The following is a 17,270-nucleotide window of genomic DNA, read 5'->3' on the forward strand; positions in this document are numbered from 1 at the left end:
GACTATCAAGCATATGGCATTAATTCTCAAAACAGAGACCCTTGGCGCTGATTAACATCAGCAATTTTTGCTGCTAATCAGTTTTGCAAACTAAAGTAAGGACTTTTTTTGTATTGGCGGTAATTTTATAACGATTGTCCATGCGATAATTGGCTACCCATAGGATATCTCCATTTCCATTCACTACGATCGGAATATTTTCTTTTTCAAATAAGCTGATCTTCTTATTGATAAAAAAATCGCTCAACTTCTTCCGCCCTTCCATACCTAAAGGATAAAAGCTGTCGCCAACTTTCCATGATCGAATCGTGAGCGGGAAAACTAATACATCATAATCCAGCTTTGCAACCTCACTCGCTTTGACGATAGCTAGATCCGCAGAAACATTGGCATGAAAACAATAGTGTTTCCACTCCACAGTTGAAGTTTCGGAGGTGATTAAAGCCTCGTCGGGAGAAATAAATTCCTTTTCACGAATAAAAAGCTCATTTCTATCCAAGAGCATATGGTAGGCATCGGATTGAAAAATACGCCCAGACTCTCTCGTCCAAGCCTGTTGAAGATCACTTAGTACCGCCTTTGAGAAATTAAAAGCCGAAAACAACTCATAGAGTAAAGGCAAATTATCCATATAGGGTTCCAGGTCTTCTTTCCGAACTCCCCAGCCCTCATCTATAGGATAAAACAGCTTTCTCCGGATAGGCTCCACAAATTGCTGCAACAGCTGATAAGATTCCTTAAAATGATTGATATTCTGCTCGAAGACTATCTCAAAATCTGGCTGAAGTTTTTTAAAATGTGGGATGATATCAATTCTTATTTTATTACGCGCATATTTTGTTGAAAAGTTGGATTGATCGTCTCGATAAGCAATCCCATACATATCAACAAAATGTTCAATCTCGCTTGCTTTCAGAAAAAGTAGTGGCCGAATGATGCGTTCCCGGATAGGGAAAATACCCTGGAGTCCTTGGAGACCCGTTCCACGTGAAAGGTTCAGGAGTACCGTTTCGATATGATCGTTCAGATGCTGGGCTACTGCAATTCGATCGAACTGCAGTTCATGTCGCAATTTCTCAAACCAAGTATAGCGAAGTTCCCGGGCCGCCATTTGAATCGAAATCTGATGGTCCTTTGCGTAAGCTTTTGTATCAAAGTGCTTCACGTATATTGGAACATTATTTTCCGTTGCAAATTTCCGAACTAAAGCTTCATCCTCATCAGATTCTGTTCCTCTTAATTGAAAATTGCAATGTGCAATCGCAATAGTATACCCTGCTTTTGCAAATAAATGTGCCATTAACATCGAGTCCTTTCCCCCACTCACCGTAAGCAATATTTTATCATGAGGCATCAACAAATGCTCCTTTTCAATATAGCCCATTAGTCTTTCCAGCACATTCATAGAACAAAGTTACGGTATATTTTGTCCGAATGATAAATTCAACTCTTAAAATTTGTGAAATCCAGTGAAGTAGCAATTAAAATCCATATTTTTGCCCTTGTGAAACAATACATTTATACACTTATTGTATTTATTTTAACTGGCTTGTCGGTCCAAGCACAGAAACAGGATGAACTAAAGCTTCTTTCGTCATCCCATATTATTACTGGGAAAGACGGCAATATTTTGTTTTACCGTCCAGTCTATGAACATGTAGGTTCAACGCTATCATCAGATAGTGGCTATTTACATAAAGACAACATTGGCCGACAATTTTTTGAAGCCTTTGGAAACGTAATCATTACTCAACCCGACGGTACACAGATATTTTCCAATAAATTACATTATGAAGCAGCAATGCAGCTCGCTACGCTTACAGGCGCTGTTCGAATGGTCAGCACTAGTGGATCGGTATTAACGACCGATCATCTTGTCTACAATATGCGAAGTAAAATCGGCAATTATTACAGCGGCGGGCGTATTCTATCAGGAAGCGATACAATTACAAGCCAGCGAGCTACTTATTTCGAAAATACAGGGGAATCTTATTTCAATCAAAAAGTTGTGGTTCGATCGACCAATGTAAAAGTCTACACAGACTCCATGAAATATAATGGTAATACACGCATTACTGATTTCTATGGTCCCACGAATATCAAGGGAAATAAAGGGGAAAACCTGTATACTGAAAAAGGCCGATACCATATGGCAACGGGCCAGGCTTATTTCTCTAAAAACAACCTCTACACAGAAGGGACAAAGTTTCTTAAAGGAGACAGCCTATTCTACGATAGACAAGTGGGAATCGGTAAAGCCGTAAAAAATGTGGTCTTTGTTGATACCTTAGACAAATTTTACGCCTATGGTGGATTTGGTTTGTACAACGGGAGGAACGAATCCATTACAATGACAGACAAACCCTGATTATTTCGGTGGTCAAAAAAGATTCAACACAAAAAGATTCTGTATCTTCTTTGTCTCCTGCCCAACAAAAATCGGAGAAAGAGCGAAAAAATGAAGCCAAGGAATTGAAGAAGATTGAAAAAGAACAAAACAAAGATGAACTCAAATCAAATAAAGCCACATCGCAAGTTGTTCTAGAAGAAAAGGAACATCCAGGTAAGAATATCAAAAGCGATAATAGTAAAACCCTTAAGGCTGATTCACAAGTCGATTCTGTTTTTATGACAGCCGACACCCTCTTCTCACAGATGATATTTCGCCGAGATTATATTGCAAAAGATTTTAAATTGAATCGTGAAGGTGGGGCTATTGAAGATGACAATGAAGTCGATTATGGTGACCAGGATTCCAGCTCAACAACAGTTGATTCTACTGGTACATCAGATAACACAAGAGTTAACCTTCACAAGGGAATAGACAGTTTGTCTAAAAAAGACAGTGACAAACCGGTTCTTGAAAAGAGCATTAAAAAAGTACAAGATACACTTATAAATAAAAAACCGATTGCACCAAAGAAAACACCAGTTATTGTCGGCGATCAAAACAAGATAGAAATTGAAAAAAACCTCAAGGCTGATAGTGTTTTGCGTAAAAAAGCGATCATCCCCAAAGGCGGTGAATCCGATAAATTGATGGGAGCAGCTTTAAAAAATGCCCAAGAGAATAGAAGAGATTCTCTCGCACAGGATACTGCTAAAACACGGATTATAAAAGCCTACTATAATGCACGATTATTTAAATCAGACTTGCAGGCTGTAGCAGATTCTATGTATTATGGTATGCAAGATTCGATGTTCAGGCTGATGGGAAAACCAATGATGTGGGCCGAAAACTCACAAATCTCCGGAGATACCATATTTTTACAGGTAAAGAATCAGAAATTGGACAATTCCTTACTCGTCGGTAATGCTTTCATGGTGAACGCAACAAGCGACTCATTAAAGTTCAATCAGATTAAGGGCCGTAAGATTACCAGCTTTTTCACCAATAACCGTATGGAACGTTTGTTTGTTGATGGCAATGCAGAAAATATCTTTTACAATATTGATGAAAAGACCAATGTAACCACTGAGCTTGTACATGATCGAAGCAGTCGTTTCAAGATCTTGATGGAAGATAATAAGTTGAAGGAATATGTATCTATTCGAAAAGTGGATGGCAAAGTCTATCCCATTGCTGAAGTCACGGCCGACAAAGAATTTCTTCCGAATTTCACCTGGCGTCCCGAAGATCGACCTAAATCAAAAAATGATTTATTAAATCGAAAAAGGGATCTTTCAAAAGCGTCATTTACGGTTCCGACTGCACCAGAAGGTGAAGAATCCGGGACAATGAAGTCTATTAAAAAAGGCGATAAAACAACGACTCCTCAAAAAGGTGCCGCTAAGAAAGCTGGTACTACCGAAACGCTCGAGGAAGAAAAAGAGGTGGGTGCTGCAAACAATAAAACAAACGCTGTAACCAAAACAGCTAAGCCATCTGAAACAACGGATAAAGTTAGCGCTACAAAAACAAATGTAAAGACCGCAACCGACAAAGCAGCTGCGAAGTCTGACTCAACAACCAATAAATCGGCGATAATACCTGCTCAAGATAGTATTCAAACAAAAGTAAAAGCTAAATAACCGTCAATACTGAGTCGCACAAAAAAGCAGCGCAAAACAAATTGTTTTGCGCTGCTTTTTTAATTTAAGGCTATCTCCTGATCGTATCAGACGCACTCATTCCTTAGCTCAGAGAAATGAAAATTTCTATTTATAACTCAAATGAGGTAGTTATTAACCTATTTCGTTTTTAAATATGTAGCAAGTTTACCAACTGCAATCGCTCGATGGCTAATGCTATTTTTTTCTGCCGCTGTCATTTCGGCAAACGTCCTATCATAGCCATTCGGAATAAAAATAGGATCATAACCAAAGCCATCAATACCTCTACGTTCTTCAATAATTTTCCCCTCGATACTTCCTTCAAAAAAGTGCTGCTGCTCATTCAAATATAATGAAATAACTGTTTTGAATCTCGCTGTACGATTGGTGTTATCGCCTAATTTTTGTAGGACAAGATCAATATTCTTTTCCATATCCCTTGATCCCGAATAACGTGCTGAATAAACTCCCGGTTCGCCATTTAATGCATCAATTTCCAAACCTGAGTCATCTCCAAAACAGTAAAGTCCATATTTATTAACCAAATAATCTGTTTTCTGCTTGGCATTTTCCTCAAAGGTCTCTCCTGTCTCTGGAATATCATCGCTACAGTCAATATCATTTAAACTCTTAATGATAAAAGCACTTCCCACGATCGCTTGGACTTCCTCCAATTTATGGGCATTATTGGTTGCAAATACAAGTTCTAGCATCTTCTTCAAATTTAGCTTTTTGTTTGTTCTTTCTCTTTGTTGACAGTGCTCCTCACGTTGTAGTATGTTACTATCTTTCCATGAATTCACGCCCCCAAAAATAAGCATTAATCCCCAATTTTTATTCAGAACAAGTATCTGATAAAATCAGGAAACAATAAAGGTCTTAAATTCGTTCCAGAACAGCTTCTTTTTATTTACATCGACAAACATCTCTTCAAAACTGAACGTATTAAAAACCGTTGCAATACGGCCTTTCATGTAGGAATTATGTTCAATAAATGGAAGTTTCAAAGACGCGGGTTCCACACCCAACAATATAATCTTAGTCGGTTGAAAAAACTGCATAATGCGCTTAAAATCATTAGGATTATGGGGATTTGCCAAATTGAGTACCGCAACGGTCTCTTTAGTCAATTTCAAGGCACCAATTGTTTTTTCAAAAGCGTCCAATGCTGCGGGAGAAAAGTAGGGATATTGCTCGTAGCGCAATATAAATAGTATGCCCTGATCCTTATTTCCTTGATAAATAAATTCACCTCCCAATACCTCCAGATTGTCAACAGTATCGCCAACCCTGCCGGACTCAATAGCCATAGCGGCCTGCTCCGCACCTACCCCCACTGCCACATACGAGGTATCCTTCGTTGTCGATGATGAGGGGGCAGCATATTGCACATGAGTACTGTTCTCCTCCTGTAAAGGATGTACAGACAGATCGGCTTTAAAATCAAAACCATTTCCAAAGATTGTTTCATCCATTAAGGTCTGAAGTGCAACGGGATTATCTGTTGTAAGATTGCTCATCGGGAAAAGAAATATTAGACCGTAAAGATAAAGAAGAAAAAGGGAAAAGAAAAAGGAGCGAAGAATCGCTCCTTTCTATATGTCAAAAAGATTAATGACCTAAGATATAGGAGAAAATTAATGGCGCAACGATCGTCGCGTCAGATTCTACGATAAATTTAGGTGTATCAATATCTAATTTGCCCCAAGTGATTTTCTCGTTTGGAACAGCACCAGAGTAAGAACCATACGAAGTAGTTGAATCCGAAATCTGACAGAAATAAGCCCAGAAAGGTACTTCTTCCCATTCAAGATCCTGATACATCATCGGAACTACACAGATTGGGAAGTCACCAGAAATACCGCCTGCGATTTGGAAAAATCCAACACCTTTACCTGCGGAGTTGTTACGGTACCACTCTGTCAAGTAAATCATGTATTCGATACCCGATTTTACTGTACTTGCTTTCAATTTACCTTTTATCACATTGGAAGCGAAGATATTACCTGTCGTTGAATCTTCCCATCCCGGACATACGATCGGTAAATTTTTCTCAGCGGCTGCAACAATCCAAGAATCTTTTGGGTCGATCTCATAATATTGTTCCAACACACCCGAGTTAACAACTTGATAAAGAAACTCATGTGGTAAGTAACGCTCACCTTTAGCTTCAGCAGCATGCCAAACATCCTCGAGATGTTTTTGCAGACGACGAAAAGCTTCCTCTTCTGGAATACAAGTATCTGTAACACGATTATAGTGATTATCCAATAGCTCTCTTTCTTGCTCAGCTGTCAAATCTCTATAATTCGGAATTCTTTTGTAGTGTGAGTGTGCGACAAGGTTCATCACGTCCTCTTCCAAATTGGCACCAGTACAAGAAATAAAGTGTACTTTATCTTGACGGATCATTTCTGCTAAAGAAACACCCAATTCGGCAGTAGACATTGCACCCCCCAAAGAGATCAACATTTTTCCACCATCCAACAGATGCTCTTCGTAACCTTTTGCAGCGTCTACTAATGCAGCTGCGTTAAAGTGACGGTAATTATGCTCAATAAATTGAGAAATAGGTCCTTTTTGAGTACTCATGATATTTTCTAACTTTTATAAAATAATAAGTACCGCAAAGGTACTGAATATAATCTATTTTCGTCCCAATAGAGATTTAAAACACGTATAGACCACATTTTTTTAACAAATGTAAAAGGAATCGTATTCCTAGGCTGCACTTATAAATGTTCCATCGGCTGAAAAATCATTTTGATAGACGCCTATCTCCTCATAATTATTGCGAAGATAATTCCAGTTTCAATTCAATAGACGACTGCTTGTCGATTCGATAACTCATGCCCAAACGACCATTTAATTCCTGCGTACTATTCGTCTCTTTATTCAGCTGTCCGATCACATAATGAACATTTTCACGATACGCAAGTTCACGCCTACGGTCAACATCAAAATAATTCGAAGAGCGTGCAACGGAAAAACTGGAGTTTAAGGTCCATTTCTTCATTCCATACTGCAGCCCCACGCCATTATTACATTTCCAAAGCCTTCCTTTTTGATGCTCCTAAAAAAACATTTCCTGTTAGACCTTTCAGGACATCCTTTTTGATACGAATATCAATTACTCCACCAGCCCCTTCCGCACTCCATTTTGCTGGTGGAATGGTCATGAGATCAATGCTCTCTAAAGAGCTTGCCGGGATAGATTTTAAATAGGCGATCAAAGAGGTTCCGTTGAGATAGGTCTGCTTGCCGTTGACGGTAATCAACACGCCCGTTTTTCCCTGTAAAGAAAAATTGCCTAATTCGTCTACCTGTATACTCGGAATGGCATTTAAAACAGCCAACGTATTTCCATTCAATAAAACGGGATTGCTGTCCGTTCGAATACGGACCCGATCCAAAAGTTGCTGTTCGAGAGGCCCTGATCCCTCAACAAGCACTGTATCTATCCTCCTTGAATCGGATCCAGTATTTCGCAGCATCGTGCTGTCGATTAATTGCTGTTTAGTTTTGGGGACTATTTGCGCCGATAACAGACATGGCAATGCCATGGATAACCCTATAAGTATCCTAAACTTCATGATATCTACGAAAATTAACGCTTAGTCTTCAAAGCTTTGGTCTATAGCCTGTGCTAGTTTATGGATAAATTCAGGTTTTACGTTTTTATCAATGGCATTGATGTTCTCCAGCTCAAGGAGAAGCGCCGGTATTTTAGCACCGCGTAAATTGCAAGCTTTGTATTTATCGCTGGAGTACCCGCAGCCAGTCCATTCTGTTGCAACATTTGGCCCAAACTAAACGCAAATTTGCGGTTAAGCTCTTCTAGCATCGTATGACTAACCCCCGACTGATATAATATTCGTATAGGAAGAGATTGTTTGCCCTTTACATTGTCGAAATGGATTGATAACAATAAATCCCCTTCAACGTTCGATCGGTCTCTGAGTAATTTATATTCATCAGCCGCTCTTGACAATACGACTTTGTGCCCCTTGCGCTCCAGCTCCTGTTTCAAAAGCAAACAGGTTTCCCAGGTCAATGATTTTTCTTCCAATCCGAAAGATGAAATACCACCCGTGTCTTTTCCTCCATGTCCGGGGTCAAGAATGATCGTTTTAGACCGATTACTTCCTTCTTTTAAAGAAGTAGAAAACCAAGTGCTCTTCGGTGGATTAATAAAAGAGTAAAATAACAGTGAAAGACCTAGTAATGGAATGGTCAATACGTACTGCCATCTTGCCTTTTTGGAGGAAGGTTTTGACATCATAACCTGTACCCGCTCCACCAACTCATGTCTATTCTTAAATAAACTACTCTGCAACCCAGTGGGACATGGCTGCTGTGTTTGAGTCAGTAGAAAACGGGCATAGCCGCTATTACCATATCGATTGGCCAACACCTCATCAACCTGATATTCATGCAGCAAATACAGCTGTCTACGCAACCAATAAACAAATGGATTTAGCCAATAAAGGCAACGAAAAATTTCTATCAACCATTTATCCCGGCAATGGTTAAAAACAATATGCTGACGCTCATGCTCAAAAATCAATTTACCTTCTGGCGTATCGAGCTGATCCTCTTCCATAACAATGACATGCTGCACAGAACAATTCGCATAATGTCCAAAAGGAGCAACCATTGTAAATCCGTCAAATTTATACTGACTTAACTGTCCAATTCGACGGTATAAGCGGATATAGCGAAACGCAAAGCGGCACAACAATACAAAAGATACAAGCAGATAACCATAAGCAATGCCATATCCGATCGAAAAGGAGTGCCAGAAAGAATCGGCCATTTCTACTTCTGACACGAGACCACTCGCAGTTCCGATGGAATGAGTTAGTGTATTGGATTGTCCAAAAGCGAGAGCCGGACTTGCCGACGGAAGAAATAATTCGCCCAAACGTACAGTTCCAAATGGCAGAAGCAGACTCAACAAACATAAACCTAGGATAAAATAACGGTTCCATTGAAAAAATGAAAGCTGTCTGAATACCAGAAAATAAAGAACTGCCCCGATGACCAGACTGCAGTTAACTTCAAATAAATAATAAAGTAAGCTATTCATGATCTTCTTGTTTTTTGATGAGTTGTTCTATTTTCTGAATATCCTCCGCCGAAAGCTTCTTTTCTTTTACCATAAAAGAGAGTAAATTCTCTACCGAATCATCAAAATAATGATCGAGCACTCTCGAGAATGATAATTTCCGGTATTGCATCTTTGAAATCAAAGGATAATATTGGTAAGTTTTTCCGAAGGCCTTATAACCTACATACCCTTTCTTTTCCAATATTCTTACAATCGAGGAGATTGTATTATAAGGAATTGAACTGCTTGGATCCAGATACTCAATAATATCTTTGACAAAGACCTCGTTGAGTTTCCAGATCACCTGCATGACTTCCTCTTCTTTTTTTGTTAATTCTTCCATAATTTGATGCGTTGTTTATACTAACATAAAGCTATAACTTATTTTTCAGTTTTACAACTTAAAAATAAGTTATAAAACTGAAAAATAAGTTCATCGAAGGAATTCAATCAAAAAAAAGGCAATTAAAACCTACTTTTTCAACAACTTAGAGAAAAACAAATAGGCCGCTATCAAAAAGATAACGATTATAATCAGGACAATAATCTCTTGTGTCCCTATTCCCCAGTTCATACTATTCATATTTTTTCAATTTAAATGATCCATTTCTCGCATTGATCTAAAAATGTCTGTTCCATATCTGCTCCGATTCCAATTTGGTCTGAGATATGTATTTTGTATCCATCATATTGAATCCCACCTATAACAGGGTCCTTCAGATGGCCAACCATACAGGTGTCCAGATCAAAAAACTTGACATTCGGTGCAGCATAAGCGAAATGTACTTTAGCTGCTAAAGCCAAGCGAGATTCCAACATCCCTCCGATCATACAAGTAATACCGTATTCCGCGGCAATATGATTAATTTTTAAGGCTTCCTGTATGCCTCCTGATTTCGAAAATTTAATATTGATATAATCGCAAGCATCCGCTTTGCAGAGACGCTCTGCGTCATGGTGAGAATAAACGGATTCATCCGCCATCACGGGAACAATTGTTTCTGCACGCAATTGCGGTAAATATTCGTCGTCCCATGTACGCATCGGTTGCTCGCAAAATTGTATCTTATAAGGTTCCAACCCCTGTAATGCTTCTAATGCCTCCTCATAAGACCAGCCTTGGTTTGCATCAACACGAATAGGCATTTCCAATCCAACAGCCTTACGTATTTCACGTATACGCGCAATATCTGTTTTTGGATCCTTTCCCAACTTAACTTTCAACATGACCGCACCTTCGCTCTGTAAACGTTTTGCTTTCAACGCCATCTCTTCTGGAGACGCAATTCCCAAGGTGATATCTGTCGTAATCTCTCGCTTCGCTCCCTTTAGAAATTGATAAAGTGGCAGACCAGCATGTTTGGCCGCCAGATCATGCAAGGCCATATCAAAAGCTGATTTGATCGTCTTGCTACCGGCGATATATAGGTCCAATTCTGCCAAACGCTCTTCTATAGCCAAAGGATCGCGCCCCTTCCAAATCTTTGCAAAATCCCGTGCCAGAACTAAACAAGTATCTTGTGTTTCTCCTACGATCATCGGAAAGGCAGAACATTCGCCCACACCATATATATTAGCATCTGTATATATACGTATAAAAGTATTTTGCGCATAATCCATCGTCCCTGTTGCGATAACAAAAGGTTCCATAGGAATGCTTAGTCGATAAATTTCAATTTCAGTTATTTTCATCTCACTCTTTAGTTAAGCCATGTCGATACAGCATAAAGGATATGCAATACTTTGCCTAATTTATATATATTCTTGCAATCTTGGGATGATTTTTCCATATCCCACAAAAAATATTGCCAAATGTTGCACTATTCAGCGATGCATCAAACTGAATTGACTGCGGCGAATATCAAATACAATATCGGCAACAAAACATATCAAAAGGAATGATAAAATCAAACTAAATACATTTTCATTATAATATTTATAATATTTCCGTTTTTTATTCCTATATTAGCAATGTATAATATTTGAAAAGGAAAGATGATTCAACAAAGACCGAAAACGGAGGGCCTCTACGACCCTAATTTTGAGCATGACGCCTGTGGGGTAGGCTTTGTCGCCCATATCAAAGGGAATAAATCACACGCACAAGTAAAAGATGCATTAACCATGTTGGAGAATATGGAGCACCGTGGTGCTTGTGGCTGTGACCCAGAAAGCGGTGATGGAGCGGGTATCATGATCCAGCTTCCCCATGAATTTTTATGGGAAGAATGTATCAACTTGGGTATACAATTGGAAGAGCCAGGTTATTATGGCACAGGTATGGTCTTTCTTCCAAAAGAAGAAGACATGAACAAAATATGTCGGGATTTGATTGAGGAAGCGGCAGCAGAAAGGGGTATGAAATTCCTTGGCTACCGTCCAGTACCAGTCAATCGTGAAGGTATTGGACCAACAGCGCTCAGTGCAGAACCTGAAATAGTCCAATTTTTTGTTAGCAGACCGGACGGCGTTTCAAACACTGAAGAATTTGAACGCAAACTTTTTGTACTACGTCGCCTGATCATTCAAAAAGTTAAACAACAACAAGAATACCCTCTCCCCCTTTACTTTGCATCGCTTTCTTGCAAAACAATTATTTACAAAGGTCAATTAACAACATACCAGGTCGGAACTTATTATCTTGATTTACGCGATCCTCGTGTGGTATCTGCTTTTGGCTTAGTTCACTCGCGCTTTTCCACCAATACTTTTCCTTCATGGTCCCTCGCTCAGCCATTCCGTATGCTGGCACACAATGGCGAGATCAATACATTGACAGGTAACCTGAATTGGTTTTACGCAGGTATGCGCGCTTTATCATCGCCGTATTTTACGGAAGAAGAGATGGAAATCTTACTTCCTATTGTTGACCGTGGTCAATCAGATTCTGCCTGCCTTGACAATGTAGCCGAGCTGCTTTTACATAGCGGACGTAGTCTCACCCATGTGATGTTGATGTTGGTCCCTGAGGCTTGGGATGGCAATACGCAAATGGATCCTTTAAAACGTGCTTTCTACGAATATCACGCAACCTTGATGGAGCCTTGGGATGGTCCTGCAGCACTCTGCTTCACCGATGGCAAGCATATTGGTGCTACATTAGACCGCAACGGCTTACGCCCGCTACGTTATGCCGTAACCTCAGACGACCGCGTCGTTGTTGCTTCTGAAGCAGGGGCACTTCCGATCGAGGAGTCTACCATCATCAAAAAAGGCCGTCAACAAGCAGGCAAGATTTTCCTTGTCGACATGGAACAAGGCCGTATCCTCACCGATAACGAAGTAAAAGATCAATTGATCAACCAACAGCCTTATAGTGATTGGTTGGACAACTATAAAATTAAGCTAGAAGAACTGGAAGAACCTCGTGTAACCTACACCTATCTTTCCAAAGATTCTGTTTTCAAATATCAAAAGACATTTGGTTTCTCCCGCGAGGATCTAGAAACCATCCTGACCCCAATGGCATTGACAGGATACGAACCAACAGGCTCCATGGGGTCCGATGTTCCGCTAGCCATTCTTTCCGATCAACCACAACATATTTCAAGTTATTTTAAGCAATTTTTTGCCCAAGTAACCAACCCACCGATCGATCCGATTCGCGAACGCTTGGTCATGAGTTTAGCAACATTTATCGGTAACGCAGGCAATATCCTAATCGAAGACAAGAAATTCTGTCACTGTGTAACCTTACCGCATCCGATCCTGACCTCCAAAGAACTGGAGAAATTGCGTTCGATCGATACAGGATTGTTCCAAGCAAAAACCATCCAGTCTTACTTCCGCTCAGATGGTAAACCTGGATCATTGGAAGCCGGTCTGGAACGCTTGTGCCGCTATGCGGATGATGCTGTACGTGATGGTTTTGAAGTACTTATTCTTTCGGATCGTGCGATTGACTCCAAACATGCAGCTATACCTTCATTACTTGCTGTTTCGGCAGTCCATCACCACTTGATCAAAACAGGTAATCGTGGTGCTGTAGGCCTAGTGGTCGAAGCCGGTGATGCTTGGGAAGTACACCATTTTGCCTGCCTATTGGCATTCGGTGCCACAGCGATCAATCCTTATATGGCCTTGGCAAGTATCCGTACCATGAAGGAACAAAACACCTTGGATACCGAACTGACTTGGCCTGAACTATCCAAAAATTACGTCAAAGCCGTTAACAATGGTTTGTTGAAAATTTTCTCCAAAATGGGGATCTCCACATTGCAATCCTACCACGGTGCACAGATCTTTGAGGTACTTGGTATTGACAAGTCTGTTGTCGATAAATTCTTTTGCGGAGCTGTCTCACGTATCGGCGGTATGACCTTGGATGATCTGGCTAAAGAAGCTCTTTCAAAACATTGGCGCGGATTTGAAAAAAGCCGTACTCCACAAAATCTATTGCCAGAAGGCGGTATTTATCAATGGAAGCGTCGTGGTGAAGGCCACCTTTGGAATCCAGACACGATTCACCTATTGCAACAAGCCTGTCGCACTGGAGATTATGCGACCTATAAAAAATACGCGCAGAAAATCAATGAGCAAAAAGAACACATGTTTACCCTTCGCGGATTGTTGGACTTTGCAAAACATCGCAATTCTATTCCATTGGAGCAAGTAGAACCTGCTAGTGAAATTCTAAAACGTTTCGCAACCGGTGCGATGTCTTTTGGATCAATTTCCCACGAAGCGCATAGCACCCTTGCCATCGCCATGAACCGCATCGGCGCAAAATCGAATACCGGTGAAGGCGGCGAAGATGAATTGCGTTATCAACCGCTTCCAAATGGAGATTCTATGCGCTCGGCAATAAAACAGGTTGCCTCGGCTCGTTTTGGTGTTACTTCCAACTATCTGACACAAGCAGACGAACTACAAATCAAAATGGCGCAAGGTGCCAAACCGGGAGAAGGAGGTCAATTACCCGGCCCCAAAGTGGATGCCTGGATTGCAAAAACCAGACACTCTACACCGGGTGTCGGTCTAATTTCACCACCACCCCATCACGATATTTACTCCATCGAAGATTTAGCGCAGCTGATCTTTGACCTAAAGAATGCTAACCGTCAAGCAAGAATCAACGTAAAGTTGGTCTCTAAAGCGGGTGTTGGTACCATTGCTGCCGGAGTGGCGAAGGCCCATGCCGACGTGATTCTTATCGCAGGTTTTGATGGTGGTACAGGTGCATCCCCGATCAGTTCAATCAAACACGCTGGATTGCCTTGGGAATTAGGGCTTGCAGAAGCGCATCAGACACTTGTTAAAAACAAATTGCGCAGTCGCGTTGTGTTGCAGGCGGACGGTCAGGTAAAAACAGGTCGTGACATCATCATCGCCACACTATTGGGCGCTGAGGAATGGGGCGTATCTACAGCAGCATTGGTTGCCGGTGGCTGTATCATGATGCGTAAATGCCACTTGAATACATGCCCTGTGGGTGTTGCAACGCAAGATCCAGAACTGCGTAAATTATTCTCTGGAAAACCAGAAGATATTGTCAACTTATTTACCTTCCTAGCAGAGGAAGTCCGTGAAACGATGGCTTATCTTGGCTTCCGCACCATCAACGAGATGGTCGGGCGGGCTCAGTTCTTAAAGAAACGGGAAAATATAGACCATTGGAAAGCTAAGAAAATTGATTTCACAGACATTCTACATGTGGAACGCAACGAGCCTGGACAATCGTTATACAATACCGAAGAGCAGGATCACGGTATGGCCATGATTTTGGATTGGGGCTTATTAAAACAATCCAAGTTGGCTTTAGAAAGCAAAACGCCTGTATTTGGCACATTTAAAGTAAAAAACACAGACCGTACCATCGGAACCATGCTGTCCAATGAAATTTCAAAACTTTATGGTTCAGAAGGTCTTCCAGACAATACCATCAATTTCAAATTTGAAGGTTCTGCCGGACAGAGTTTTGGTGCATTTTCAACGAAAGGTCTTTCATTTGAATTACAAGGTGAAGCCAATGACTATGTTGGAAAAGGACTATCAGGAGCTCAGTTAGCCATCTATCCAGTTGCAGAAAGTGCTCTAGTACCGGAAGATAATATCATTATTGGCAACGTTGCACTATTTGGAGCAACATCTGGGCATCTATTCGTCAACGGACAGGCCGGTGAACGCTTCGCCGTCCGTAACTCTGGTGCAACAGCTGTAGTTGAAGGTGTTGGTGACCATGGCTGTGAGTACATGACAGGGGGGCGTGCGCTGATCTTGGGTGCTACAGGTCGTAACTTTGCTGCCGGAATGAGCGGTGGTATTGCGTGGATCTACGACATTAATGAAGATTTCCGCGAAAACTGTAATCAGGAAATGGTCGATCTGGATCCATTGGAAAGTGAAGACGAAACCGCAATTATCGCCTTACTGAAACGTCATATCTTGCTCACCAATAGCCGTAGAGCAGATTTCATACTACAAAATTGGTCAAGAGAAAAAAATAAATTCATTAAGGTATTCCCGAGAGAATACAAAAATGTCATTCGTCAAAAATTAGTTGAAGCATAATATAGGAAGCACAGATCATGGGAAAAATTACAGGTTTTAAAGAATTTGAGCGCGTGCTTCCAACAAAAGAAGCTGTGGAAGGTCGCGTACAGCACTATAAAGAATTCAATAAAGGGTATTCTGAGAACGAGCTCAATAAGCAGGCCGCGCGCTGCATGGACTGCGGTATTCCATTTTGTCATTCAGGTTGTCCACTGGGCAATGTCATCCCTGAATTTAACGATGCCGTATACGATGGAAAATGGGAAGAGGCCTATCAGATTTTGTCCTCCACCAATAACTTCCCTGAATTTACAGGTAGAATATGTCCGGCACCATGCGAATCAGCCTGTGTACTTGGTATACATAGTACTCCGATCACTATCGAGGAGATCGAAAAACATATTATCGAGATTGCTTTTAAAAAGGGTTATGTCAAAGCACATAAAAGTTATTTAAAAACAGGCAAACGCGTCGCCGTCGTGGGCTCCGGTCCAGCCGGACTAGCGGCTGCTGCTCAGCTCAATAAAGCAGGACACGATGTTGTTGTTTTCGAACGTGATGATCAGGTTGGAGGATTACTCCGCTACGGTATTCCGGATTTTAAATTAGAAAAATCGGTAATCGATCGCCGTGTCAATCTCCTGAAAGAATCGGGAATAGAATTCAAGGTGAATTCAGAAGTTGGCAAAGACATCAGCTTTTATGAATTAAAAGCTTATGATGCTGTTATATTGGCAACAGGCTCTACCGTTCCATGGCACATGCAATTACCAGGGCATGAAGCTAAAGGCATACATTTTGCTATGGACTTTCTGACCCAGCAAAATAAAGAAGTAAGTGGAATTGCTATCGAACAAGACCGCATCCTGGCAACAGACAAACATGTTGTTGTCATCGGTGATGGTGATACCGGATCAGACTGTATTGGTACATCCAATCGTCATCGTGCAAAAAGTATCACACAGATTGCCCGCAAACCTACACCTTCTAAACAACGTCTAAAGAACAATCCTTGGCCAATGGACAAGCTCACATTCGGAACCTCCTCTTCTCAGGAAGAAGGCTGTGAAAGACTTTGGGCTACAGAAACGCAAGAATTTGTTAAAGATGAAGATGGCCATATCAAAGCTATAAAAATCAAAGAGGTTCAATACGAAGTTGATGAATTTGGAAAAAGAACCCGCTTAGGAGAATCCGAGATCCGTGAAATACCAGCAGACCTCGTCTTATTGGCTATTGGTTATCAACACACTGAACATACGCTCCTAGAACAATTGGGTGTACGTGTCGATGAAAAAGGAAATATCCTTGCAAATGATAAAGACTACCAAACGACAATTGATAATATCTTCACTGCTGGAGATTGCCGTAAAGGCCAGTCGCTTGTTGTTTGGGCCATCTCTGAAGGACGCGAATGTGCTCGAAAAGTAGACGAATACTTAATGGGGTATTCAGAGCTTGAAAGCAAGGACTTCCTGGCAACAATAAATGCTTAAAAGAAGGAAGTTCTCAATAGAGAGATCATACCAGTGATATGCTAAGCTACGTTTAGACTTCGTAACAAGGATAAAAGCTTGGACAGCACAAAACATAGAAAGGTCCGTTGAGAATTCAA

Annotated in this window: 13 protein-coding genes; 4 read left to right on the plus strand and 9 right to left on the minus strand. The window is 40.9% G+C overall.

Annotation, left to right across the window (positions count from 1 at the left end; all coding sequences use genetic code 11):
* Positions 1-73: 73 nt before the first annotated feature.
* On the minus strand, positions 74-1,405 hold the full coding sequence (tilS, locus tag DTA23_RS03055; protein WP_112373792.1) for a tRNA lysidine(34) synthetase TilS: 1,332 nt from the start codon (positions 1,403-1,405) through the stop codon (positions 74-76).
* Between the two features lie 54 nt (positions 1,406-1,459).
* On the opposite strand from tilS, the gene DTA23_RS28405 reads away from it, so the two are divergent.
* The gene (locus DTA23_RS28405; RefSeq protein WP_256602689.1) at positions 1,460-2,368 is read left to right on the plus strand and encodes an OstA-like protein; all 909 of its coding nucleotides are present in this window, start codon (positions 1,460-1,462) and stop codon (positions 2,366-2,368) included.
* Positions 2,369-2,376: 8 nt separating this feature from the next.
* Positions 2,377-4,032: a hypothetical protein gene (locus DTA23_RS03060; protein WP_256602690.1), complete on the plus strand. Its 1,656-nt coding sequence runs from the start codon at positions 2,377-2,379 to the stop codon at positions 4,030-4,032.
* Positions 4,033-4,190: 158 nt separating this feature from the next.
* Here DTA23_RS03060 and DTA23_RS03065 read toward each other — a convergent pair whose 3' ends face one another.
* The 8 genes from DTA23_RS03065 to DTA23_RS03100 all read right to left on the minus strand — a co-directional run bounded on the left by DTA23_RS03065 (position 4,191) and on the right by DTA23_RS03100 (position 10,855).
* Complete coding sequence (locus tag DTA23_RS03065) at positions 4,191-4,766, minus strand: non-canonical purine NTP diphosphatase (protein WP_112374049.1); 576 nt, start codon at positions 4,764-4,766, stop codon at positions 4,191-4,193.
* A 147-nt stretch (positions 4,767-4,913) separates the two neighbouring features.
* A complete protein-coding gene (locus tag DTA23_RS28410; RefSeq protein WP_236560113.1) occupies positions 4,914-5,573 on the minus strand; it encodes a hypothetical protein in 660 nt (219 codons plus the stop codon).
* Positions 5,574-5,664: 91 nt separating this feature from the next.
* The gene (locus DTA23_RS03075) at positions 5,665-6,645 is read right to left on the minus strand and encodes a deoxyhypusine synthase family protein (RefSeq protein ID WP_046674101.1); all 981 of its coding nucleotides are present in this window, start codon (positions 6,643-6,645) and stop codon (positions 5,665-5,667) included.
* A gap of 196 nt (positions 6,646-6,841) precedes the next feature.
* Complete coding sequence (locus DTA23_RS03080) at positions 6,842-7,087, minus strand: hypothetical protein (RefSeq protein WP_146753000.1); 246 nt, start codon at positions 7,085-7,087, stop codon at positions 6,842-6,844.
* A gap of 7 nt (positions 7,088-7,094) precedes the next feature.
* Positions 7,095-7,547: a TonB-dependent receptor gene (locus DTA23_RS03085; RefSeq protein ID WP_146753001.1), complete on the minus strand. Its 453-nt coding sequence runs from the start codon at positions 7,545-7,547 to the stop codon at positions 7,095-7,097.
* A gap of 176 nt (positions 7,548-7,723) precedes the next feature.
* Positions 7,724-9,142 carry an N-acetylmuramoyl-L-alanine amidase gene (locus DTA23_RS03090; protein ID WP_112373795.1) on the minus strand — a complete coding sequence of 473 codons (1,419 nt, stop codon included), beginning with the start codon at positions 9,140-9,142 and terminating at the stop codon, positions 7,724-7,726.
* On the minus strand, positions 9,135-9,506 hold the full coding sequence (locus DTA23_RS03095) for a BlaI/MecI/CopY family transcriptional regulator (protein WP_070560671.1): 372 nt from the start codon (positions 9,504-9,506) through the stop codon (positions 9,135-9,137). Before DTA23_RS03095 ends, DTA23_RS03090 begins: the two co-directional genes overlap by 8 nt.
* Before the next feature lie 251 nt (positions 9,507-9,757).
* Positions 9,758-10,855, minus strand: a complete 1,098-nt coding sequence (locus DTA23_RS03100; RefSeq protein ID WP_112373796.1) for a mandelate racemase/muconate lactonizing enzyme family protein — start codon at positions 10,853-10,855, stop codon at positions 9,758-9,760.
* A gap of 303 nt (positions 10,856-11,158) precedes the next feature.
* Between DTA23_RS03100 and gltB the strand changes: the two genes are divergently transcribed.
* Both gltB and DTA23_RS03110 read left to right on the plus strand, forming a co-directional pair.
* Complete coding sequence (gene gltB / locus DTA23_RS03105) at positions 11,159-15,673, plus strand: glutamate synthase large subunit (protein WP_046674106.1); 4,515 nt, start codon at positions 11,159-11,161, stop codon at positions 15,671-15,673.
* Between the two features lie 17 nt (positions 15,674-15,690).
* Complete coding sequence (locus DTA23_RS03110) at positions 15,691-17,151, plus strand: glutamate synthase subunit beta (RefSeq protein WP_112373797.1); 1,461 nt, start codon at positions 15,691-15,693, stop codon at positions 17,149-17,151.
* Positions 17,152-17,270 lie beyond the last annotated feature (119 nt).

Origin of the sequence: Sphingobacterium multivorum (assembly GCF_900457465.1) — a bacterium.
Lineage (GTDB): Bacteria > Bacteroidota > Bacteroidia > Sphingobacteriales > Sphingobacteriaceae > Sphingobacterium > Sphingobacterium multivorum.